General features: G+C 39.4%; 18 protein-coding genes. 8 read left to right on the top strand and 10 right to left on the bottom strand.

What is annotated here, in order from left to right; all coding sequences use genetic code 11:
- Positions 1 to 38 precede the first annotated feature (38 nt).
- Positions 39 to 1049 (bottom strand): glycosyltransferase, encoded by a 1011-nt coding sequence (locus Q0093_RS12560; protein ID WP_297931014.1) that lies wholly within the window; start codon positions 1047 to 1049, stop codon positions 39 to 41.
- A gap of 92 nt (positions 1050 to 1141) precedes the next feature.
- On the opposite strand from Q0093_RS12560, the gene Q0093_RS12555 reads away from it, so the two are divergent.
- On the top strand, positions 1142 to 2245 hold the full coding sequence (locus tag Q0093_RS12555) for a glycosyltransferase (protein ID WP_297931011.1): 1104 nt from the start codon (positions 1142 to 1144) through the stop codon (positions 2243 to 2245).
- 1 nt (position 2246) lies between these two features.
- Here Q0093_RS12555 and Q0093_RS12550 read toward each other — a convergent pair whose 3' ends face one another.
- The 9 genes from Q0093_RS12550 to dut are packed head-to-tail and all read right to left on the bottom strand — an operon-like array spanning position 2247 to position 12615.
- Positions 2247 to 3077, bottom strand: a complete 831-nt coding sequence (locus Q0093_RS12550) for a glycosyltransferase family A protein (protein ID WP_297931008.1) — start codon at positions 3075 to 3077, stop codon at positions 2247 to 2249.
- On the bottom strand, positions 3078 to 4043 hold the full coding sequence (locus Q0093_RS12545) for a glycosyltransferase (protein WP_297931005.1): 966 nt from the start codon (positions 4041 to 4043) through the stop codon (positions 3078 to 3080). It lies immediately after the preceding gene.
- Between the two features lie 9 nt (positions 4044 to 4052).
- Positions 4053 to 5543, bottom strand: coding sequence for an O-antigen translocase (locus Q0093_RS12540; RefSeq protein ID WP_297931002.1), 1491 nt, complete (start codon positions 5541 to 5543; stop codon positions 4053 to 4055).
- Positions 5544 to 5552: 9 nt separating this feature from the next.
- A complete protein-coding gene (locus Q0093_RS12535) occupies positions 5553 to 7286 on the bottom strand; it encodes a hypothetical protein (RefSeq protein WP_297930999.1) in 1734 nt (577 codons plus the stop codon).
- A 27-nt stretch (positions 7287 to 7313) separates the two neighbouring features.
- A complete protein-coding gene (locus Q0093_RS12530; RefSeq protein WP_297930996.1) occupies positions 7314 to 8258 on the bottom strand; it encodes a GNAT family N-acetyltransferase in 945 nt (314 codons plus the stop codon).
- 12 nt (positions 8259 to 8270) lie between these two features.
- Positions 8271 to 9575, bottom strand: a complete 1305-nt coding sequence (locus tag Q0093_RS12525) for a peptidoglycan DD-metalloendopeptidase family protein (RefSeq protein ID WP_294178784.1) — start codon at positions 9573 to 9575, stop codon at positions 8271 to 8273.
- A complete protein-coding gene (locus Q0093_RS12520) occupies positions 9572 to 10402 on the bottom strand; it encodes a DUF4292 domain-containing protein (protein ID WP_297930993.1) in 831 nt (276 codons plus the stop codon). The genes Q0093_RS12525 and Q0093_RS12520 overlap by 4 nt, the downstream gene beginning before the upstream one ends.
- A complete protein-coding gene (locus Q0093_RS12515) occupies positions 10399 to 12147 on the bottom strand; it encodes a tetratricopeptide repeat protein (RefSeq protein WP_297930991.1) in 1749 nt (582 codons plus the stop codon). Before Q0093_RS12515 ends, Q0093_RS12520 begins: the two co-directional genes overlap by 4 nt.
- Before the next feature lie 27 nt (positions 12148 to 12174).
- Positions 12175 to 12615, bottom strand: coding sequence for a dUTP diphosphatase (gene dut, locus Q0093_RS12510; RefSeq protein WP_297930988.1), 441 nt, complete (start codon positions 12613 to 12615; stop codon positions 12175 to 12177).
- Between the two features lie 490 nt (positions 12616 to 13105).
- Between dut and dgt the strand changes: the two genes are divergently transcribed.
- The 7 genes from dgt (at position 13106) to Q0093_RS12475 (ending at position 25851) form a co-directional block, all read left to right on the top strand.
- Positions 13106 to 14434, top strand: a complete 1329-nt coding sequence (gene dgt / locus Q0093_RS12505) for a dGTP triphosphohydrolase (RefSeq protein ID WP_297931067.1) — start codon at positions 13106 to 13108, stop codon at positions 14432 to 14434.
- A gap of 16 nt (positions 14435 to 14450) precedes the next feature.
- On the top strand, positions 14451 to 15683 hold the full coding sequence (locus Q0093_RS12500; protein WP_297930985.1) for a YgcG family protein: 1233 nt from the start codon (positions 14451 to 14453) through the stop codon (positions 15681 to 15683).
- Positions 15684 to 16437: 754 nt separating this feature from the next.
- Positions 16438 to 19365 (top strand): SusC/RagA family TonB-linked outer membrane protein, encoded by a 2928-nt coding sequence (locus Q0093_RS12495; protein ID WP_294178779.1) that lies wholly within the window; start codon positions 16438 to 16440, stop codon positions 19363 to 19365.
- 20 nt (positions 19366 to 19385) lie between these two features.
- Entirely contained in the window at positions 19386 to 20834 is a 1449-nt protein-coding gene (locus tag Q0093_RS12490) for a RagB/SusD family nutrient uptake outer membrane protein (RefSeq protein ID WP_294178778.1), read from the top strand.
- Positions 20835 to 20858: 24 nt separating this feature from the next.
- Entirely contained in the window at positions 20859 to 21650 is a 792-nt protein-coding gene (locus tag Q0093_RS12485; RefSeq protein WP_297930981.1) for a DUF4843 domain-containing protein, read from the top strand.
- A gap of 13 nt (positions 21651 to 21663) precedes the next feature.
- Positions 21664 to 23208 (top strand): PKD-like family lipoprotein, encoded by a 1545-nt coding sequence (locus tag Q0093_RS12480; RefSeq protein ID WP_297930978.1) that lies wholly within the window; start codon positions 21664 to 21666, stop codon positions 23206 to 23208.
- A gap of 63 nt (positions 23209 to 23271) precedes the next feature.
- Positions 23272 to 25851, top strand: coding sequence for a zinc-dependent metalloprotease (locus Q0093_RS12475; protein WP_297930975.1), 2580 nt, complete (start codon positions 23272 to 23274; stop codon positions 25849 to 25851).
- Positions 25852 to 25937: the final 86 nt, after the last annotated feature.

Below are 25937 nucleotides of genomic sequence, written 5' to 3'. Positions count from 1 at the left end.
CCTGATAGTATTTTCTAATTGGAAAATTTAGACAGGTTCTAAAAGATTTTCGCCGCTATTTTTCCGATAAGCGGCATATCAGCATGTTTTTTCCACCACAAAACTCGTTTCGGAGTATATGTAAGAATCCTAAAAAAAGAATACTTCCAATCATATCTGCGATAAGGCAAAGGATACAGATTTATTTCTGTAAAAAAACTCAGGCACATTTTAATAAATTCATCCTCCATGCGTTTCCTGACCAACAGCCTGATTACGCTTACCACCAAATAATCTATTTTTCTATCCAATCCGCTTCCGACAAAAGAATCAGACAACTCCTGACGGTAAATACTTAATCCGTCAATCACTTTCAGATGATCATAAAAGCGTTTTTCTTCATATTCTTTTCCCTGTTTATTGATTACAGATTCACTATTATAACAGTAATAATAAAGCAACACCGGTAAAAACGTAACCGTCTCGGCAACACAAAATGCCCGTGATACAAAATCCTCATCCGAATGTGCTATTTTTTCCTGAAATTTCAAGTTATTTTTAAGCACAAACCTTCGATTAAAAAAATATCCCCAAAGAATACCCAACGGTTGCTGCATATTCATATATTCTGCACCGGACATCTCCCTGCAATAAGGAAACAATTGGTTACTATACGGTTTCTCGTTTCCTTCCGAATCGATTTTTAAATAATCGAACCCGATAATATCCTGTTCATATTGGGAAATCAGCAAAGACAACAAATGAGAAAAAGATGCCGTATTGATATAATCATCGGCATCGACGAACATGATATAACGGCCTTTAGCATAATTCAGCCCTAAATTCCGAGCTCCTCCCGGACCGGCTTTGCGTCGATGATAAACGTGCAACTGCGGTATTTGTTCTTCCATCTTCTGCAACATTTCCAAACTCCGATCCGAAGAACTGTCATCTACCGCTATAATCTCATAACTACCTTCCGGAACTGTAGAAGATACGATACTTTGCAAACATCTCTCTATATAGGATTCCGCATTATAAACGGGAATAATAATACTGATCTCAAGCATAACTCAGGATTTGGAAACGAAGATACATTTTTTTCACGACTTTCCCATAAGCCGAATAAAAAAGCTATCTTTGTCAATCAATCGGGATGTTTATGAAAATACTGCTATTAGGGGAAGCCAGCAATTTGCATTGGACATTGGCCGAAGGTCTCCGATCCCTTGGGCATCAAGTTACAGTCATATCCGACGGCAGCGTATGGATGAATAACAATCGTGACATCTCTCTGAAACGTAAAAGTTACAATCTTTCCGACACGTTACGCTATGCAGGGTCGCTCATATACCATCTGAAAGACCTGACAGGATACGATATCGTACAAATAAAAAATCCCTGCTTTCTCGATCTCAAGGCAAGTTCTTGCTATCATATTTTCAAATTTCTCAAAAGACACAACAAGAAGATATTTTTAGGAGCTTTCGGGACAGACCACTATTGGGTAAAATATTGTCTCGATAAAAAAACATTCAGATATTCGGACTTTTATATAGGAGACCGTTTCAACACATATATTCCGAATAATGAAAAGACTATCCGGGAATGGATATCCGGCGAAAAAGCCGAAATAAATAAAAAAATGGCAGAAGAAGCAAACGGAATATCATGCTGCCTATATGAGTATTATATTCCCTATTATTCTGAATTCAAAGAAAAAGCGAAATACTTGCCGTTACCGATAAATCTGCAAGAACACCCGCTACGGAACATTCCGAAATACCCCGAACAGGTACAATTTTTTATCGGAATACAAAAAGACCGCAATGAATTAAAAGGGACAGACCGAATGCTCAATGTATTGCAAAAGCTGGCAGAAGATTATCCGGATATAGTAAAAATGGCTAAAGCCGTCTCTGTCCCTTATCAAGAATATAAGCAAATGATGTACAACTCCGATATTCTGTTCGACCAACTATATTCATATACTCCGGGTATGAACGGGTTGATCGCTATGGCGAAAGGGCTGATCGTTATCGGCGGAGGAGAGCCGGAAATGTACGATCTCATGGGAGAGCAAGAAAACAGACCTATTATCAATGTTTTACCGGACGAACAGGACATTTACCAAAAAGCTCGGTCATTGATAATGCATCGGGAATTGTTAGAACAATTATCTTTAGACAGCCGCCGCTTTGTAGAAAAACATCATGATCACATCAAAGTAGCCAGCGAATATCTTCATTTCTGGGAATCCCGATAATCTATCTCGTCGCACGTTCGTATAAAATACCCTTAACAAGCCAAATATAGTATTTGAAAGGCGATACCGGTCGTTTTTCTCCTTTTCTGAAAGCCTGCCAAGTAAATTTCACCATTGCCGGGAAAGCCAACCAGCCCTTAAAGTGGTGGCACAACGCCCCCATAGTCATTGCCGCACGCAAAGTAAAAGCACTGCTATCGCCATTAGACATGCATGGGTGAAGAACAATATATTTAGGGAAAAAACGGGCTTGCAACCCTTGTTTCAAACAGGCATCGACAAACATAAGTTCTTCTCCTCCGGATAACCGGGCACTTCCCAACCCGAACCGTTCGTCAAACCATATTCCCTTTCGCTTCACCGTTTCCACTCTAAAAGCTATTTCAATAGAACTCGGAGCATACCCTTTCCATCGAGTATAAGATTTCTCTACTAAAGGATATTTTTTATATTCCGGCTCTCCGTCAGGAGTCTTTGTTTTAAAGAATGCAAGATCTATCTCTGTGTGAGATCGAAAAGTTTCTAAAATCGTATCGAACGTATCTTCAAAATAAAAAAGATCGTCATCGGCAATAAGTGCGATTCCATCATTGACAAACGACATCGCATGATTGCGGTTTCGGCATAGCCCCCTACCCGGCAAAGTAACTATCTGTACATCTTTCCGCCTCAATGCATCAGGAATAAGCGAGAGAAATTTCTCATCGCTATACTGAAAAGAAACGACATAACGTATATCTTCCCGCTCGGGTTTCAATAAATGCGGTACTCGTGTTATTCCATCGTCCAGCGTACAAACCAAAACATGTAATACCATAACTTCTAATTTCATTTACCGTTTTTTCAAGCGACCTACCCATCGATCAGCCCAATTGTATAGTCTCGGACTTATATAAAAAAGAAAACCTTCTATCTTATTTTTACATCCTCCGCGACGATATAATACTCTACAAAATGATATTTTATATGCCGATATATGTGTATAAAATTCTTTTCGTTCACTCAAAGACAGGCTATCGCTCGACCGCACCGCCGTACATATACATGCTCCCACTATACGATTTATATACAATGCAATCTTGTTATGCTCTTTACCGAAAACGATCAAACGTTCAGCTACCGTTACCAAATCGAGACAACGTTGCAAAGATGCTTTTCTGGTTGTCGAACCCGGACGGCAATATACATAATAAACAGGATAGCGACTATATAAAACCGATTTAGCATAAAAGAGCGCACGAGGAATAAATTCAGTATCCTCATGTACAATTCCTTCTACAAAACGTAACTTATGACGTAACAGTAATTCACGACGCCACAAATAGAGGCAAATGGCCAGATTATTATTCAATACTTTGAAAAAATCGAGTCCGGAAAAAATTTTATCGGCAGGTGTACTTCTAAATTTTTCCTGAAAACTCTTTCCATCGGTATTTATACGATCTATCGCCAATACTTCGACTCCTCGATCATCGAACAATGCCAACAAACGTCCCAAACAATTGTCTTCTATCCAATCGTCACTATCTACAAACCAAATATATTCACCCTGAGCCCTGCTCAATCCGTAATTACGGGCTGCTCCTTGTTTTTTATTGTTCTGAGTCAATACGACGACGTTGGCATGCTCCATCGCATAACGTGATAAGATGACATTACTGCTATCGGTCGAACCGTCATCTACGACAATAATTTCATAGCTATCGGCAGGGATGTCTTGCCGCAAACAACTTTGCAGGCAGCGGTCTATGTACTCCTCGCCATTATATACCGGTATAATTATCGATAACCTTACCATAATATCAATTTATTTATCACCATTTCCGTCCGGTTTATTCAATATCCTCCAACCGAGTCTCTTTTTCAGCATCGTTATCGAATAAATCACCGACATGCCCGTAAACAACCATGCTGTTAACATATACCAACCGGTTTGTCCGAACCGACAGAATGCGAATACGGGCAGACAAATCAAAAGCACAGCCATCAGCACCCGATAAAACGAATGCTCGAATTTCAATTTATAATATCGCCGGCACAAAAACCACATACCTGTTCCGTAAAGAAAAAAACTCATCAAATAAGCGATGCCGATTCCTTCAAGTCCCCAAAACATATATGCCGTTATATTCAGAACAAAAGACACTGCATCTGAAAGAAATTCCGTAATCATGAATAACTTTCCCGCACCTCTTGCAAGCAGCACAAACCCCATAGTCCACGAGACCGCCTTAAACAAAACCCCTATAATCGCCCACGATATATAATCCCCTATCCGCAAAAAATCTGTCGTATAAAGAATCCTGATAATCCAAGACTGACAGACAAGAAACAGACAGACGATAGGCAACAAAATAAGCAACGAGGCTTCAGCCTGTCTCGACACCTGTTCTCCGACCAGTTTCCGGTCATCGGCTATTGCAGCCAAACGAGGATAATATTCTGTTCCCATAGCCGTAAAAACCAATCCGACGTAACGAGTTATCAAAGTATATCCGGAAGTATAATACCCGACATCCGCAACTCCGGAATGAGCATTGAGCCAAGCGATAAAAAGATAATTCAATAATGTCGTCACAAAACCGCTTACTGTCATATAAATACCGAGCATAACCATGGGCTTTCCCCTATTCCATGTTTCTCCTACCGACAATTTGGCTGCTTGTACCGGTATTTTCCGGCTATAAATCCACGCAAAAAACAAACTTGTCAGAGCAACAAGAATCAAAGACGGCACAATACCCTCTATACGCCAAAAATAATACATCGGCAGAGACAACAATAATGCGACGACAGCCCCCCAAACACTGCTTTTCGCAAGAACCTTTATCTGTCCCAATCCCTGTAAGAGAGCCTGTTCTCCTGAAGACAGGGCATTAAAAAGCAAAGCGCATGAAAGCCAAACGAACCCCCAGATATGCCGATCGTTGTCGAAAGTCAAACGACTCAATAAAGGAGCAAACGACAAAACGACCACAGCCCCGGCCAAACCCACAAACCAAGACCAGCGCCGAACGACAGTTATCACCTCCGACAACCTGTGTTCGTTTTTCTGCGACACGGCTTTCGAAACATCCCGTACCGTACTTTGACGCAAACCCAGTCCGGTAACGGCTGTAATCATCTCAAGCGCAGCATTATATAAATTTATAATACCTACCCCCTCCGCTCCCAGCCATATTGCAATAAACTTTACTTTCACAAAAGAACAAATAATGCCGATAACCTGTACTCCGCCGAATAATCCGGTAGATTTTACGATGCGTCGATATGTTGAAACAGAGTCCTTTTCTGACATTATTCTATTTTATTTTTCATATTCCGGAAGCCAAATTTCATAATAGCCGTTAGTCCAAACCTTAAGGTATTTATTCTTTTGCAAAAAGCTATTTATCAGAAGATTCTTTCCCTTATTCGCATTATTTGCCATATAATCATCCGAATAACCATCCGGCCAATCGATCCACAGTCCTTTGAATTTCTGAAGCACGACTACCGGAAGATCCTGACGCTCTCTACCGGCACGGGACAAAGCTCCTTCCAACAGGTCCTTATCGTATAAATAGAGCCACGGATTATAAGCATAAGGTTTTGTCCGTGTTAAATAATGCAACATCGGAGAGTTATCATAAATCAACGTATAGTCTCCCTCCGAGACATATCCGCCCAATGCAGAAAGCACTTCCTGAGATACAGAAGCTCTTTTTTGAGAAGTATAAATTCCCCTTAAAAAGGGATGATCAACCGAATAGATTTTCTTAAAACGCGATCCTTGATCGAAATAGGTATAACTTATATGTCTCTGAACCGATAGACAGACAAACAATATCAACAAAATCGATCCCGTTTTTCTCAGCATACGATTTGAAATCCCCCTCGAAACCGGCAGCTCCCGAACCTCCTTTTCCGAATAAGCTACAACTAACGGCAAAGTCAAAAACATCGAAAATCTGCCCACGAGATCAACAGCTCCGTCACTCCCCAAAGGTTGAACGATCAAGAACATCCCGGCAGCAAAAGCCACTGTTTTTATTACCGGAGGTTCTTTCCACAATATAAACAAGACCGTAGCTAACGAAAGGAAATAGAGCAAATATAAAGCTCCATAAAAATATAGGAACAAAGAAAGAACAAGAACTGCAGAGATACCGATCATTTTGACGAATACTCTATTTCGGTATCTTTTTATTAAATAAAAGAACGTCGTACCCCAAAGCGCAAAAAACAGACCGGTAAACCCTATTTCTAAATATTGTCCGGCTGTTGTTCTGAACATCGAATAAACATTATGAGAGCTCCCAGAAGATCGACCTATATGAAATATCCAATCGAGACATGTAAAGAAAGGTTGTAAATGTCCGGCTTTCCACATGAACGAAAAGACTAAAAAGAATGTCAGAAAATATCCCGTCAAAAAGTAAGCCATGACTCGAACAGTCCACTTCATTCTTTTTCGAAAAATCCATGCCTCATAAAGAATCATCAAAATAAATAAAACTCCGAGAATATTCGGAATACGGGTAAATGCATTTACTGCAAACACCATTCCCGCCCCGATAATCCAACCTTTATTATTCTCAGAACGCATACCCTTCAACAGCAAGCCTATACCACCTACATATAATAATGCGCTGACATTGTTATAATAAAGGCTCGACACATCATCAAAAATGTACAGAACAGCCATAGCAACCCCGACACGGACAGCCCAAAGCGGCAAGTACGGTTTTAAAATACGGCAAGTAAACGCCGCTGTCAAGATAATTATCAAAACTCCGGCAAAACGCATCAGTAACAAGCCGCCGTCAGGAAATAAAGAATAAAGCGATCCTCCTAATATCCCCGCAAACCAATACATAAATGCATACGTCACCGATTCAGGATCATTAAAAATCTGTTGATAAAATGTCATAAAGAAACCTTCATCGGCAAAATCAAGGCCTTGTGGAATAAATATGAGCCGAAATAAGAACAAAATCGATAAAAATACCCACTGCGGTATTTTCTCGATCGCCAATATCATATCACTCTTTCTGCCCATTCGTTTAAATTCAAGGTTAATCTTCGGTTACCAACTCAATTCATACGTATCATATACGATTCCTCGCCCTCCGAATCCCTCTTTTTGAGCGATCAATCCGGAATTAAGAAAGTATCCTTTATCCTCCGTAGATTGTCCAAAATCAAAGACCTCCCTGTCTGAATAACGATCGGTAATCAAATAATGGAACAACAAGTCGAGAGCTCCGAGCTCTTTTCCTTCAGAAGATGCGGATATATATTGCGAATGAACCCACTTATCCATTTCGAAAATTACACAACCGGCGACAACCCGTTCTCCCTTACAGGCTGTAAATAACCGTATATTATTCGGGAAACGACTCCTCAGAAGGGATATTTCTTCCACAGTATGCACCGGTCGCTTATGATAACGATCCGACAAATTTTCTGATAATACTTGCCAGAAACTTTCTAAATCAGAAGATTCCTGCACGGTAATTCCAAAAGATAAGGCTTTTCTTATTCCTCGTCGGCGTAACTGACTGAAAGGCATCCTGCATGAAAGAGAAACCGTCGTCGAAAGATTACGGGCAACCAGCCTTGCATTATTCCTGAACAATGCATATAAATCCTCCTGTGAGGGATACCGATGATAAATATCCGGAATACATTTATACACTAATTTAGAAAAGCCCCGTTCCGACAGCCAAGAAGACAACAGAGAAAAAATACCCAATACCCTATCTGCCGTACATTTTGAAGACAATATCAAACCTCCGTATGTCAATCCCTGATGAGACCAAAGAATATCGCCCTCCCGATTAGCAGGTAACACGGCGATCAACTTCCCTCTATAACGAAACAATAAAGAATTATCGATAAACCTATCTGAATGATAATCCATATAGTTCCGAAAAAAAAGAAACGTCCCGTTTCTGGAATTTGCAATAAAACAATCCCATTCAGGCTGTAAAGCCGGAATATATTGCTGTATTTCGATCCGGTTTTCCATATTACCTGATTATTATTTATTCAACCACGGTTCAGGGTTAAGTTTAGTCGTCTCTTTCCAAAGCTGAAAATGCAGTACGGTACGGTTATTCTCCTCCGGATCGGAATAAATTCTTCCGATAGATTGTCTTGTAGTCACTTTATCTCCAGCCTTTACAAAGACCTCACTAAGATTAGAATAGATCGTCAAGTAATTTCCGTGTCGGATAATTACAGAACTATTATAGCCCGGCATCACGAATACTCGAGTCACCACACCATTGAATACAGAACGGGCTGTCGTTCCCGGCGTCGTCTGTATATCTATACCGCTACTGTTTACCTGCACATATTTCAACTCCTGATGCTGCTGTTGTCCGAAATGTCCTACAATCATATATTTGCCCGATAAAGGCATCGGTAAACGTCCTTTATTCTGAGAAAAGCTATTCGACAACTCAAGCTCATCCTTAGTCATGGCATAACCGCCTTTTGTCTGAGATTTCCGAACCTCCCCAGCAGAAACAGAACCTTTTTTCCCTGATTTCTTATCGGCATTTGCCGCTTTTTTAGCTGCTTCTGCCGCACGTCTTGCCTCTTCGGCAGCCTTACGAGCCTCCTCAGCAATCAACTGTTCGATGCGACGATTCAAAGCGGCAGCCTGTTTTCTCTGAGCATTCAGTTCTTTTTGAAGTTCTTTTTCCTTCTTCTTAAGATCTGCCACAACCTCTTTCTGCGACTCCTCTTTCTGTTTCAACTTATTTGCAGCATCGGTACGTTTTCCCAATACCGCATTTTTTTCAGACCGGGTTTTAGCCAATTCTGCTTTCTTCTTTTCTAATTCTGCCTGTTGCTCAGAAATCTTTATCGCCTCTTTCTTCCTCCAAGCCGAATATTCCCGTAAATAACGAATCCTTCGATAAGACTGATTTAAAGAACTCGACGAAAAAACAAACATCAAAGTTTCATAACCCGAATTTCTACCTGCAATTCCCCGTATAGCCTTGGCATAAGCCTCTTTCTTGGCATCCAATTCCTTCTCAAGCCTGGCTATCGTTTCATTAATTTTTCTCTCTTGTTTATTAATATTCGAAATTTCGGCATTTAAAGCCGCGATCACTTCCTTATGTTTCGTTATCTCAGCCGTCAACTTATTCAATTGATGCAAAGATTGGAGAGCCGACTTTTTCGTAGTCTTCAACTCCTTATCGGTCTTCGCAATAGATCGCAACGCTTCTTTCCTCTGTTTCTGCAAATCTTTTACTTTTTTAGACGATTGAGCAACAGAGGTCACGGCAACCACAGCCATCAAACAAATTATCAATATACGCCTCATCATTTCAAAAACATATTTAACAAATCACGTACCGATACTCTCTTATATTGTGAAGACACCGAAAAATCTACATTGAAAGTCTTGTTCCATTCCGGAGAAATATTCTCCATTTTAAGAGTCAAGCTCTTATTTCCTATCCCACTTGTCCGGACCTCCATTTCCGAAGGAAACCAAAATTCTCCTTGATTCGTAAATTTCGAATAGCTCCATGTCATCTGCATTTGTCCGGATATATCCAAAGCTCGTGTTTCCCTTAAACGAGCCAACTCATCCAAATCAAATAAACATGAAAAACGAGACATATCTTTTATAGAAAAACTCCAGTCCGATTTTTCTCTTATCCAAGAAAAATTCCGGTAATCCGATATATCCAAATGACTTTTCCCAAATAAAAAAGGTCTTCCCAAAAACAACGCCTGTATAGTAGAAAGAGACAGATCGACCGGCAATTTCGATCTATATGCCGCTAAAGATTCAGCGACATAGCGTTTCCCCATTTTATCCAAAATCCAGATACTGTCATTCGTCAGTCGAACGCGGAACATTTCGATTCCTAAAAACGGTTGAACCGATATTTGCAAAATCTTATCCTTTATTATACGTATCGTCGCTTTACTCTTCAAATTTCCCGCACTTGTGGTTATCACCAAAGATGTTTTCGCAGAGTAAGACGTATAATCCGGACTATTTTTCAGGCAATCGGCAAAAACACGTTTTTCCGACTCCGACTGTTCTCCGGATATTTTCGTTTTTTCTCCGATATGGGAAGTCTTACATCCGACAAACATAATTCCTAAAGCCGTAATCACAGCCCAGACGAATCTTCTCATTCTTCGTAATATTTTTTATCCTTTATTTTCTGAGGTAACATTTTAGAGTCGCTACCCTTCTCAAGGGCATTATTCCAATACTCCAAAGCGCCATCGACATCCCCCGTCATAAACAATACATCTCCGTAATGTTCCAACAACGCAGCACTGTCATTTCCACCCTTATCCAATGCACTTTTCAAATATATCTTTGCCAGTGTATAATTTCCCTGTTGAAAAAATACCCACGCATACGTATCGAGATAAGTCGGATTATCAGGCTCTTGTTTAACGGCATCTCCACTCATCCTCTCTGCCTTCGATAAATCTTTTTTCTGAAGAGCCAAATAATAACTGTAATTATTCAAAACCCCGATATTCCCGGGATTATATTCTAAAGCCTTATCGAATGCAGCATAAGCAGAATCCGGCTGCTGCGCCTGATAATAGGTATCGCCTATTTGTCCGTACAAATCAGAAATAAGAGCGCGATTTTCAGGATTGGTATGCTTTAACCCCGTTCTCAACGTCGCAACGGCCTTCTCGTACTCTTTTTTCATCATATAAGACGAACCTAAATAAATATATAAAACAGCCTCATCGGGTAAATAAGAAAGGGCTTTTTCTCCTGCAATAATAGCATCATCATATTTTTTCTGATCTAAAATAGCACCTATCAATTGTTGCCAATATTCTAAACGTACAGGAGCTAAATCTACAGCAATCTGCATCTGTGCGACGGCATCGCTCTTTTTCTGTCGTATCCACAATACATCAGCATACAATTTATGAAGTTCCTCTTCTTGAGGATGCATTTCGAGCAATGCGGAAAACATCGCATCCGCTTGGTCCAGGTTCTCTTTTTTCTGCAACAACTCCGAAAGGAAACCTGTCAGTATTTTTTGTTTAGTCTCTACATCCAGATTTTTACTCAGCAAAGCATCCAGAATTTGGTTCTGATAAGCCTCTTTATCCCCCTTTTTATTGTAATAGTTGGCTTTAGACACCATCAAATATGCATTGTCCGGCTCTATTTCACCGGCATGTTGATATACTTTCCAAGCATCTTCATCTCGATTCGAATCAAGATAAAGATCTCCCAATAAAATAAGATAAGTAATATCTTTCGGATGAGCATCGATCAAACGCTGCACTTCGGCAAAAGCCTTGTCATCTTGTTTTAAGGCCTTATACAGTTTTACTTTTTGAAGGATTATAGGTTCTACGACACCCATCGATTGTTCCAATTGATTGTACGCATCAATAGCCTGCTGAAAATCTCCCTTTTGCGCATATACCTCCGCCAACATATAATTCAACTCCGGTTTATTAGGATTATATTCTATCATCCGTCGAATCAGAGAAATCGCCTGCTCAGCATCACCGAGATTCTGTGCAAGATTGGCAGCCATAACATTGTACCAATAGTTATCGGGACTTTTCTCGGCAGCTTCTTTTAAACAATCATAAGCAAGCTGCGGCTTTTTTAAATGCAGGTAATAATTGGCTAAATTATATTTGACAACAGCACTCGACGTATCTATCGCCGCAGCTTGCTGCAACAAATCAAATGCAGCATCTTGTTTCCCGAGATTTTTCATTCGGTCGGCTTCCAGAAAAAAATAGTCGAATTTACGTTGGTCCGATTCGGACAACCCCCTTCCGATATCTGTTTTTTTTCTGCCGAAATTACGACTACTTCCGCAAGAAAAACAAACAGACAATAACGCCAGACATACCAATAAACGACAACCTATATATTTCATTTACATAATATTGTATTAAAAACACTCTTATTTCACACCTGTATGTCCAAAACCTCCCGTCCCCCGATCACTATCTTCAAGGGTTTGCACTTCTACCCAATCTACCCGGCAATACTCCTTAACAACCATTTGACAAATGCGCTCACCATCATGAATGACAAAATCTTCGTTTGAAAAATTAATCAAAATAATACCGATCTCTCCTCGATAATCGGCATCGATCGTACCCGGAGAATTGAGAATTCCTATTCCTTTTTTCAATGCCAGTCCGCTACGAGGACGTATCTGGGCTTCATATCCTTCGGGAAGTTCGATATATAGTCCTGTAGGAATCAGGACTCGCTGCATCGGTTTAAGTACCACAGGTTCATTCAAGTTGGCACGAATATCCATTCCGGCAGCATGCTCCGTACCATATTCCGGTAATTTATGCCTCGATCGGTTAACTATCTTTACTTTAACTTCCATAATCAACTATTTCCTGTTTATTTCAATCATGTTTTCATTATCGAAAACAAAATATATCAACTTGCGAAAATAACGAAATATGCTTAAACTATCTTTCTATTTTTTTATTTTTAATGCTTTCTCTAAACTATTTTCTATAAAAACAACCGATTCCACTCAATTATTCTGCAATTTCAGCCTTGTCATAAACATCCGACTTTAAAAACCAACCTCAATTAGAAATAAGACTAAGAGTCTGTCTAAATTTTCCGACAAAAAAATACTATCAGGTCATCTTTACGTTTTCTTCCGGTCTTTTTTCCCGTTTTCTCTCGTCAGATAGCCTGCTATCATCCTCGTAACATCCTCGAAAGAAACTTTCAAATCTGACCCGAGTAAAATTGAGACAGACTCTAAAGAGAGACACGATCATATATCGAGGTATTATTTTTTTTGTATTTTTGCCAAACAACATCGTATTCGAAACAAAATGAAATATACAGAATCCAAAATGTCGTGGGAACGTTTACTCTCCTCGAAACGATTCGGACTGGAACGTTATCACGAAGAACGACAACATTCACGTTCCGATTTCCAAAGAGACTATGACCGCCTTGTTTTTTCTGCTCCGTTCAGAAGATTGCAAAACAAGACCCAAGTATTTCCTCTTCCCGGAAGCGTATTTGTACATAATCGTTTAACTCACAGTCTCGAAGTTTCATGTGTCGGCAGATCATTAGGTAACAATGTTTCGTCTGTTCTACTCGAAAGATATTCAAATGAACCTTGGGCAGGGAAACTACACGGTATCGGAGCTATTGTCGCCGCCGCTTGTCTGGCACACGATATGGGAAACCCGCCTTTCGGACATTCCGGAGAAAGAGCTATCGCCACTTATTTTTCAGAAGGAAACGGTCTCAGCTTAAAAAATAAACTGGGAACAGACGAATGGAAAGACTTGACCCATTTTGAAGGGAATGCAAATGCTTTTCGATTATTGACTCATCAATTTAACGGACGACGAGCCGGAGGATTCGTTATGACTTATTCGACTCTGGCATCGATCGTAAAATACCCTTATGCATCGAATCTTGCAGGGGAAAGAGGAAAGTTCGGTTTCTTCACTTCCGAGGCTGATGATTTTGTCAAAGTAGCAGATACTTTAGGTATGTTGCGTATGGACATTCCCGGAATACGATACTGCCGACACCCGCTCGTTTATTTAGTAGAAGCGGCAGACGATATCTGTTATCAGGTAATGGACATAGAAGATGCACACAAGCTCAAAATATTAACGACCGACAAAACCAAAGAACTGTTTCTCGGGTTCTTTTCGGATTCCCGATTGAAACACATTCAGGAAACATTGAATATCGTATCGGACATTAACGAGCAAATCGCTTACCTACGCTCTTGCGTCGTAGGGATATTGGTAGATGAATGTTCTCGAATTTTCTGTGAAAAAGAAGAAGAACTTTTGAAAGGAGAATTCGATGGCGTACTTATGGATCACATTGGAGAAATTCCGCGAAATGCTTACAAAAATTGTTCTGATGTAGCTTATGAACACATCTACAAAGCTTCGGATGTTCTGGATATAGAACTTGCCGGTAACCGTATCATTTCCGTTCTATTGGATAAACTGATCGACGCGGTCATCAATCCCGGTAAAGCATACTCGCAGCTGCTGTTAAACAAAGTGCCGGGACAATACGAAACTCGAAACGAAAACATCTATAAAAGAATCCAAGCCGTTATCGACTATATTTCCGGCATGACAGACGTATATGCACTGGATTTATACCGGAAAATAAACGGGATGAGTCTTCCGGCCTTATAACCAATAACAAACAACAATGAAACGAATATATTTTTTCATACTATCTTTTCTCTTTACTACGACATTGCTTTTCGGTGCAGAATATACCATCGAAACCATCCCTAACGTACATTTACAAAATGCTAAGGCATTCGTAAGCAATCCGGATGCAATACTATCTCCTTCGACGGAACAGCAAATAAACTTACTATTGGACTCTCTTCAAACGAAAACAAGTGTCGAAGTCGCCGTCGTAGCAGTAAATTCCATTGGGGATGCCGATATAAAGCAATTCGCTACCGCATTATTCGAACATTGGGGTATAGGAAAACGGGAAAAAGATAACGGACTACTGATACTATTCGTTTTAGACCAACGTAAAATCACATTCGAAACAGGATACGGATTGGAAGGTATTTTACCGGATGCTATCTGCAAACGCATTCAAACCCGATACATGCTCCCTGAATTTAAAACAGGAAATTACGATAAAGGAATGTTACTGGGATTGAACGCCATATATCACAGATTAAGTACTCCGGAAGCCCGAAATGAATTATGGGTACAAAATCAATCTGCACAAGAAGACTGGGGTAAAGTATTATGGTATTATGCAATCACATCCCTTTTATTTTCCATGATATTACTCTTTATGGTACGATCATCCGTGAAATCATCGAAAGCAAAAGACTACTACGAACAATACAGGACCTTGTCCGGATATAAAAGTACTCTGGCCGTACTCTCTTTTATTTTTCCTGTTTTCGTATTATTTCTGTATATTTGGATTTCGATCCGATTAAAACGACTCAGAAATAAACCCCGAAAATGCAATCGATGTGGAGCAAAAATGAAAAAACTCAATGAAGAGGAAGATAATCGTTATTTAACTCCACAAGAAAACACCGAAGAAAAATTACAGTCGGTCGATTATGACGTCTGGCTATGCGACCAATGCGGAAATACAGAAGTCTATCCGTATGAAAACCGTTACACCAAATACAGCACCTGCCCGCAATGTCATGCAAAAGCCTACAGCTTAGACCGAGATCGCATACTAATCGCACCTACTCCGTTTTCAACCGGAACAGGAGAGAAAACATATCATTGCGCACACTGCAATTTTCAGAAAAAAAGCACTTATATAATACCGATGATTATCGTCGCATCCGGAAATAATCGAAGAGGAGGTGGCGGTTTCGGAGGTTTCAGCGGAGGAAGTTTCGGTGGCGGCCGATCCGGAGGCGGAGGAGCAACATCCGGATGGTAATTTATATGCATATTTATTCCATATCACCCTATTCTATACAAATAGAAATATTCTAAAATCAAAAATAGATTATTTTATAAACCGATTCCGGAGAGCATCAATTCCCGACAAAAGTACACCATTAACAAACAAAGAGCCACAAAATGCCACAAGCCTATTTTCTCTCTCCTATATGCATTTCCCCCAATATAGGTCTAATTATTGAGTAAATATACAAAGAGATAAAAATATAAATAATATTATTGCAAAGCTTTGTATTATAAACACATAATATAATTTAAGAAGAATCATTCTAAATAATAAAATTATTATTTTAGGATAATTAACACTGTATTTCTATACAAATATCTATATTTGCACACCATTTTAAGCATTATCCAAAATATCACAAATGTTTATCATGTTACTAAAATGCGAGAAATAAGTAAGAAAACAGTTAAAACTGATAGAAATTTACAACAATCGATTCGAATAAATCAAATAAGTAACATCCGGTAATCGGATACAAATTTCAATATAAATAAACAGTCGAAAGGACATAACCTAAACTGTGTTATCGATATTATTTTTCAGCGAAGTTTTTTGATTTTAAAATATGCTACTTACTAAACTATAATTTCTTAGAATATTACTCATGCAAAAATATCTTTTTATTTTTTTGGTATGTTTATTCTCCGGACTCCCGTTATTTTCTCAAAATAATGATAAGGACACAAAAAACTCAAAAGAAAAAACTTCAAAAGAAAGAATTTTCATGGGAGTTGTAAAAGATCAGTCGGGTGAACCTCTTCCGGGAGCTGTGGTATATGTCAAAAGCAAACCGGCATCAGGAACATCGACAGATGCATACGGGAATTTCATATTAAAAAATATTCCGGAAGGTAAGCAAATCATCATTATCAGTTGTCTGGGTATGGAACCCAAAGAATTTACCTTCACCGGACAAAAATCTGCGATAATCGTTCTGGAAGAAAAGGTAAAAAAGATACAGGATGTCGTGGTTACCGGTATCTATGTTCGTAAAAAAGACAGTTTTACCGGTTCGGCAACAACTTATTCAAAAGAAGATCTAAAGACAATCGGTACAAAAAACCTAATTCAAAGTTTGAAAACTTTAGAACCCTCCCTAAGAGTAATGGACAATAACACTTGGGGTTCTGACCCGAACCGAATGCCGGATATGGAGATCAGAGGGAAAACCAGTATTGTCGGAGAACTTTCTTCAGACTATGACAATACTGCCAACCAACCGCTTTTCATTTTGGATGGAATAGAAGTCACAATAAATGACATCATGAACTTGAATATGGACCGTATCGCCAATGTTACTGTGTTGAAAGATGCAGCATCCACCGCAATATACGGGTCAAAATCTGCCAATGGGGTTATCGTTGTGGAAACCGTAAAACCCGAACCCGGACAATTAAGAGTTTCTTACAGTGGAAACTTCCAATTGCAGATGCCTGATCTGACAGGATACAATCTTATGAACGGAGAAGAAAAGCTACAGTACGAACTTCTCGCCGGACGTTACACGGCTAAAGATAATATGGAAAGTCAGGATGCTTTAGACGCCCTTTATTACAGCCGACTGAAAGAGATAAAGAGAGGCGTAGATACTTACTGGTTGTCAGAACCTTTGCGAGCGGTCTTCAATCACTCTCATAATCTATATGTAGATGGAGGGGACAAAGCCATGCAGTATGGTATAGGACTAAGTTATAATGACGAAAGCGGAGTAATGAAAGGTTCTGACAGACAAATCATGAGCGGAAACATCGACCTCACCTATCGTAAGAATTCTTTAATTTTCTCGAACAAGTTCAACGTTGATTTGGTAAATTCAAAGCGGGAACCGGTAGAATTCTCAAAATTTGCCGAAGCAAATCCTTATTACAGAAAAACGAATGACGACGGTACTGTATCGGAACTGTTAGAACCTCTCGAAGTTGCAGGAGAACCGATCTATAACCCACTATATCTTTACAACATCGTTAACAATGATGTGACCGATGACATCACTCTACGAGACAATTTCAGCATTATATGGCGATTTCTTCAATCGTTTCAATTGAGAGGCCGTATAGGAATCAGTAAGTTAATCTCTCAAAATGAAGCATTCAAGTCTCCGAGCCATCCGGATTTCACAGGTGTAGACAAAAAAGGCTCTTATTCTAAAAATGACAGTGAAACTTTTTCTTATAACGGAGATATTACCCTGACTTACGGTAAAGTCATTAAAGACAGACACCAAATAAATGCCGTAGGAGGATGGACATTTAGTGAAAAAAGCACCAAAAACTCAGGATATTCCGTTTACGGATTTACCAGCGATTTACATCAAAATCCTCAATTTTCTGCTGGATTTGACGAGGGAGCAAAGCCTACTTACAAAAACGCGACAAGTCGATCGACAAGTTTCTATTTAAACGGGAACTACTCATACAGGAATAGATATATGGTCGATGCGAGTTTACGTTTCGACGGATCGTCTGTATTCGGAGCTCAAAAATTATTCACATCAACTTGGGCAGCAGGTATTGCATGGAATATCAACAACGAACGATGGTTTCAAGTCGATTGGATCGACCTTTTGAAACTGAGATTCTCTATCGGTAACCCGGGCAACCAAAACTTCGATGCTTATCTTTCGTCCGGAACATACATTTACAACCCCGAATATCAAAACCATTTCGGGACAAGTGCGATTATAGAAAAATTTGCCAACAAAGGGCTGGAATGGCAAAAGACGATCGACAAAAACTTCGGTATAGATTTTGAATTTCTGGATAGTCGACTGCGAATAGGTGGAGATTATTATTATAAAGTAACCGATCCTCTTTTAGTCTCTATCCCTATGCCTCCTTCTGTCGGGACAGACAAGATATATACCAATTTTGGCGGACAGATTTCCAAAGGTTTTTCCGGAACAATCAGTTATACAGCAATAAAACGTCCCACGACACGACTAAACTTCAATCTTACTTTCAGCAACGGAACTTCCGAATACTTCAATATCGGTAACAAACTTGACTTTATGAACGAAAAAGGAAGCAGTACATCCCTACGTCGTTACTATGACGGAGCAAGTCCTGACGATATATGGGCGGTACGTTCGGCAGGTATAGATCCGGCAACAGGACGTGAAATTTTTATCAAGAAAGACGGAAGTTACACATTTCAATACGATGCAAACGATGAGGTTGTTGTAGGATCTACGGCAAAAGATCTCGAAGGAGTTTTCAGCGTATCGTTCTATTACAAACAGTTTTCCGCATCTGTCAACTTACGTTACCAATTAGGAGCACAAACTTTTGCTTCTGCTTTATACAACAAAGTCGAAAATATAACAGAACAGGGGATGTATTATAATCAAGATAAAAGAGCCCTGTACGATCGTTGGCAGAAACCGGGAGATAAGGCAAAATTCAAGGCAATCGACAATTTTGAAAGTACTCCGATGTCTTCCCGTTTCGTAATCAACGAAAACGTACTATCCGGTGAATCTATCAGTTTCGGTTACGAAACCGCAGGTAAATGGGTACGAGCAATGAAAGCTCAAGGTGTTTCTTTCCGTTTGTATATGAATGATATTTTCAGAATATCCTCATTTAAAGAAGAAAGAGGAACTGATTACCCGTTCTCCAAAAGCGTTTCTTTATCTGTAGGTGTACGATTTTAATTAGAAAGGGATTATAGGTTATGAAACAATATGTCATTATTATCACACTAATAACAATACTTTTGGGAGGAAGTTCCTGCAAAGATTGGCTGAAAGTGGATTCGGAAGATCGTATCATGGAAGATGCTCTTTTCCAAAGTGAATCGGGTTTCTTCACCGCATTGAACGGTGTATATGTACACCTGCTAAACACCAACTTATACGGAAGGACTTTAACAGCAGGAACATTCGATATATTAGCACAGTATTACGATACGACAAAACCGTTAAATTCTCATACATACAGGTCTTTAGCAAACTTCGAACTCCAAGCTAAAAAAGATGCGGTAGCAGATACTTGGAAAGAGGCCTATTTCCTGATCGCCAATATAAACATCATACTGGAGCACTGCGAAAACGATCGTTCGGTACTCTCCGATTCTAATTATGAATTGATAAAGGGAGAATGTCTGGCATTACGCGCGATGTTGCATTTCGAGATGTTTCGCATTTTCGGTCCGATCTATTCCTACGAGCCGGGAAAAGTCTGCATTCCATATTCAGATGATACAGAAAAAAATGTAAAGCCTTTATTAAGCGCAATAGATGTCGTAGATAAAATATTAACGGATTTGAACCAAGCCGAAAACTTATTATTAAATGTAGATCCGGTCATTACCAAAGGTCCACAATCCAGTGCCGAAGGAAATAACAGACTGAGATACAGAAATCTTCGTTTAAATTACTTTGCTGTTCAAGCATTAACCGCACGAGTATATCTATATGCCGGAAATACGACAGAAGCCGGGAGATATGCACGGAAAGTCATTGCCGGAGCATCTAAATTTTTCCCGTTCGCAACCCGTGAACAAGTAAACGGACAAGCTGCCACCGGTACTGTGAACCGTGAAGCTGAAGACCGCATATTTTCTTCAGAAGTTTTGTTCGGAGCTTATAATACACAAAGATCTACCGATATATATGACAAGTTGTTTTCTAATAAACTGGAACTTAAAAATCTCCTTACAATGACTGAAAACGGCGTAAAGGCTTTATATGATGATGAAGGAGATTTAAGGACTTGTCACTTTCAGGCTCTACGGGATATTGAAGCAAACGACGGTCGTTTTTTTGTCAAATACGGCTTTGTAACCGACGGTGATTTGGGATATGCATCGATTATTCCCATTTTACGAATCTCGGAAATGTATCTTATCATAGCCGAATGCGAAAAATCTCTCACATGGGTCAACGACTTGAGAAGTGCAAGAAAAGCAGCACAAGTCTCTTCCGGAGGAAGCCTTGACGGAAGTATAGAAGATGAATATGTGCGGGAGTTTATCGGTGAAGGTCAACTATTCTGGTATTATAAACGAAAAGGAATTACAGAAATACCCCGATTATATGACAGGAGTGCAGGAGATATGAAAATAGAACTATCGAACTATCAATTCGATCTCCCGGATAAAGAGTTGGCAGAGCGTGAATAAAATAATGAAAAAGGGAAAAAGAAAATGAAGAAAATCATATTTCTAAATCTTATAGCTATTTTAGCACTATTTACCGGATGCAGGGAAGAGATACCTGAATATTCGGGAACTTCAGGTATATATTTTGCTATGTCCAAAACCAAAGGCGGATTGGATGACAGCAAATTAGACTATACCGATAATACGAGTTTACCGTTTGCCGTATTCGACAAGGAAGACTCCATACTGATTGTCAGAGTAAAAATCATCGGAGAAACAGTTCCGCACGACAGAGAAATTTCTATTGAAGTCGTGCCGGAAAAAAGTACGGCTATCGCCGGAGAAGATTACGAACCCTTACAAGAAAAATATTATGTAAAGGCAAATGAAATCTATGCCCAAATACCGATTCACTTCTATAAAAAAAGTTCATTAAAAGATAATGAACGGACACTTCAAATTCAACTGAAAGAATCAAAAGATTTCAATCTGCCTATGCCATATTGGTTAGCCCCCAACAGCTCTGACAAAACCGGCATAGATGTTATACACCACACGATCTCGATCAGTGATAAATGGGTAAAATTACCGGGATTCAACGAATATTTTTTAGGTCCTTACTCTGAAAAAAAGAATAGGCTTATTTGCGAACTGTTCAATTTGACACTGCTTGATTTCTTAGAGCCCATGTCAACTGTAAAAATAAAAACGTTAGGAATCAAATTCGACCAATACCTAAAAGAAATGGAAGCCAAAGGACAGACCGTTTATGAAGATTATCGAGATTCGGAGGGGAATCTTGTAAAAATGACTGCCGGAGAAGGTATTCAATATTAAAAAAGGATTGACAATGAAATATAATGCTTATCTATTGGTACTTTGCATGTTGTTACTTTCATCTTGTTTCAGAGATAAAGGAAATTACGACTATACGGACATCAATGACATTACCATAGGAGACAAAGGATTTGCCGCCGATACGATTTACAACGTACGGGCAAATGTAGATAGACTGACAATTACACCGGAACTGAATTTCTCATTAGACCCTGAAGAAAAAGGATCTTATAAATATGAATGGGTCGCTGTCGGAACACAGAAATATCCGGGCGAACGTTTTGTTCTGGGAACTGAACGAAATCTGGACTGCATCATAACCCTTCCGGCCGAAGCGTTCACTCTCTATTTAAAAATAACTGATCAAAACACCGATGTAGTGTTCAGCAAAAGCGTAGAACTGAATGTCAGTACATCATATACTAAGGGATGGATATTGGCCTGCGAAGACGAAGCCGGAAATGTCCGCGTCGATATGTTGTCGATAAGCCGGGATACTCTGCATTTAAAAAATATCCTGACAAACAGCAGTAGTGTCCCACACAAAGACATTAACCTGATATGGGTAGATAATAGCCCCGAATTATATGAAGAACAAGTCTATGTATGTACAGCTCACAATACCTTCAGATACGGACGTGACGAATTTGATCAGCCTACGGAATTGACAATCTTCGACCCAGACCAAAAAGGATATCGCAATAACATTGTTATCACAGATATTCAAAAGCTAAAAGATAAAAGAGGTATGTTTCTCGCTGACGGTAAAGCTTATGTCCTATCCAGTTCGAACGAAGGAGAATTCGGAAATCCGGTCAGCTATTACGAAGAAGAAAGCGGATATAAATATTTTAATATCGGAGACAAAATAGCCTGTAACCGTAGTGGAGAAGATATATCTGCTGCTGTTATCGATCAATTCATTCTATATAATACCGATGATAAAAGATTCACCTATCTAAGGACTTTGGCTAATAGTATGAAAGATTTGGCAGATAGTGATAGCGACAACACTTTCAGTTGGAATACCAAAAAAGATTTTGCTCCCGACGGACTCGATTTTGTAACTACAATCAACTCGCTTTTTGGTAGCGGACAATCTGCGACATTGCTAAAAAATCCGGCTGACGGAAAGTTATACCTCTACACTTACACGATTACACGTACCGGAGGCTCTGCAACTAAAGGCGGGAAATACATGGTTTCAGGGGCAACGAATATAGACCAGTCTGAATTATTCAGTTTAACAAACCGACAAGGATACTTGATATATGCAGCCGGAAATACGTTATACGGTTACAATTTCAGAAACGGAAGTGCAGCTGTCGAACTCCGATCTTTTCCGGGCGAAAAAATCACGGCAATCTTCAACGATGTTATCTCGGATCAGAAAGATCAAGACTTCTTTTATATCGCCACATACAAAGAAGGGCAAGAGAACGGAGGAACTTTAAGAAAATATCAGGTAACCGACTCAGCCGATAAAATAGAAATTATCGATCAGGAAATTTGGGGAGATTTCTCCCGTATAAAGAATATTGCATTTAAACAATTTTAAAAGATCAAAATAACAAATTTATTCTTCAACCAAAATCATTAACTATCATAAATTATGTACAGTATGAAATACAAGTTGTTTGCTTTGTTGATTTCATTATCAGTAGCTCTGCCAGACGCAAATGCGGGATGGTTTAAGCGAAAAAGTAAGAAAAATAAAGGTAAAACCGAACAAACAGCACCAGCAAAGAAAAAAGATAAATTTGCCGATGCCATTCAAAAAGCAACACCTCACGATGGCGTATTTAAAGCATGGGTTACACCTAAAAATGAACTTCTTTTGGAAATAACGCCGAAAAATCTGGATAACCTGTATTTATTGGCAAACCGGGTATCGGAAACCAGTAACAGCTCAAACTTTACCGCAGGAGAAATGTTGGGAGACCCGTTCATGTTCTGCCTTTCCGCAGATACAAGCAACGTATATATGCATACGGTACAAACTTACGATAAAGTAAAAGAAGACGATGCTATCGCTACATCTTTCAAACGGAACTTCAATAACCCGATTTTGAAAACATTCAAAATAAAAGCATCCCGCAACGATACTCTATTAATAGATGTCACCTCTTTTTTCGTATCGAATGAAAAGTGCATCACTCCGATTCGCCAAAGTGTCCGCACAAGAGAAACGATGAGTGCCTCTTATGATGCGTCAGCCTCAAGATTAAAAGAGGTAAAGAGTTTTGAAAAGAACATAGAAATTACCAGCATTCTGAATTTCAATATTACAGCAGGAGGATATACCCTCACAATGCGCCGTTCTATAATAGAACTCCCCAAAGAACCGATGAGAAGCCGTTATCAAGACAATCGAGTAGGATACTTCAGTTCTGGTTATTATTATTACACATCCGAAGCGGATAAAATCCTGCCGAAAGAATTTATTCACCGCTGGCGTGTAGAGCCGAAAGAAGAAGACTTAGAGAAATATTTCAAAGGAGAGCTGGTAGAACCTAAAAAACAAATCGTTTATTATGTAGATTCTGCATTTCCTGAAAAATGGAGAGGTGCAGTAAAAGCCGGTATCGAAGATTGGAACAAAGCCTTTGAAGCAGCAGGATTTAAAAACGTAGTAGTAGCAAAAGATTATCCGACAGACGACCCGAATTTCGATCCGGACGATATTCGCTACAATTGCGTACGTTACATGACCAACGACATTGCTAATGCCGCCGGACCGAGTTATATAGATCCGCGTAGCGGAGAAATTCTGGTTGGTGAAGTCATGTGGTATCACAATGTAATTTCGTTAGTTCACAACTGGCGCTTTTCCCAAACCGGAGCAGTAGATGCACGTGTCCGTAAAATGATTTTCGATGATGATGTAATGAATGAGTCTTTACGTTATGTAGCATCCCACGAAATCGGCCACACACTCGGATTGATGCACAATATGGGTGCAAGTTACTCCTTCCCGGTTGATTCTTTACGCAGTCCCTCTTTCACACAAAAATACGGGACTACTCCGAGTATCATGGATTATGCCCGGAATAACTATGTTGCGCAAAGAGGAGACTTTGAAAAAGGCGTACGGATGGTTCCTCCATTAATGGGTGTTTATGATATGCACGCTATCAATTGGGGGTATCGTATCTTCAAAGATGCAAAAACTGCAGAAGATGAATATCCTTACCTGAATAAAATCATTGCAGATAAAAAAGGAGATCCGATGTATGAATTCGGAGCACAGCAACTGTTCCTCAACGAAGACCCTACCGACCAAACTGAAGATTTGGGAAATGATCATATCAAAGCCAGCAACTACGGTATCGAAAACCTGAAATATATTATTTCAAACATCGACGACTGGTTTGCTCAGGAAAATAAGAACTACGATGATATACAAGAAATGTATATGGCCTGTGTAAGTCAGTATATGAGATATTTGACTCACGTAATGCCTTACCTCGGAGGAGTGGAATATAAAGACATAGTACAAGACGGGAAACGCAATTATGCAAAACGGTACATCACAAAAGATAAACAGAAAAAAGCGATGATATGGCTTACCGATCAAGCACTGAATTGCCGGAAATGGCTTCTTCCTGAAAACATAATGAGAATTACCGGATTGGAATCTAATCTCTATGACAATTTCCAATACTCTATCGTAGGACGAATCTTAGGTCCGGGAATTATGGGAAGCATTTATGAGGGAGAACGTTCAGGACAAGAAAACCTATATACATTAGATGAATATCTGAAAGATGCAACAAATGCGATATTCGTAAATACGATCAAATCAAAATCCCTGACTCAGGAAGACATGAACCTTCAAAATGCCGCAGTTGCAGCATTGATGAAATACTCCAACCTCGACCCGTCTATGAACAAAGGGTTAATGGGTGGATTGGCTGATCCGGAACAAGAGTTGAAAAAAATGATGGATTCGGTAGCAAAAGAAAGCAATGCTTTTTGTAAACAACACGATAAATGCAATTTTCATAAAGAAGAACAATCTTATGCCCGGCATAATATGACGCCAGCAAAATTATCTGCCGGTGTCGGTCGTCCGATTATTACCGCGACTTTAAAAAACATATTAAATCTGTACAAGGCAAAAAGAGGTACAGGAGATGCTCGTACAAGAGCATACTATGATTACCAGATTACAGTTATTCAAAAATTGTTTGACAAATAATAATTAATGGGAAGCGGCTGTTACCGCTTCCCCTATTTACTAACTAAATAATAAATGATCTATGAAAATTACTGATCTGAAATTTT

The sequence above is a fragment of the uncultured Coprobacter sp. genome, assembly GCF_947855755.1.
Lineage (GTDB): Bacteria > Bacteroidota > Bacteroidia > Bacteroidales > Coprobacteraceae > Coprobacter.
Note: the sequence above shows the minus strand (reverse complement) of the source record. Positions and strands in the feature narration are given on the sequence as shown.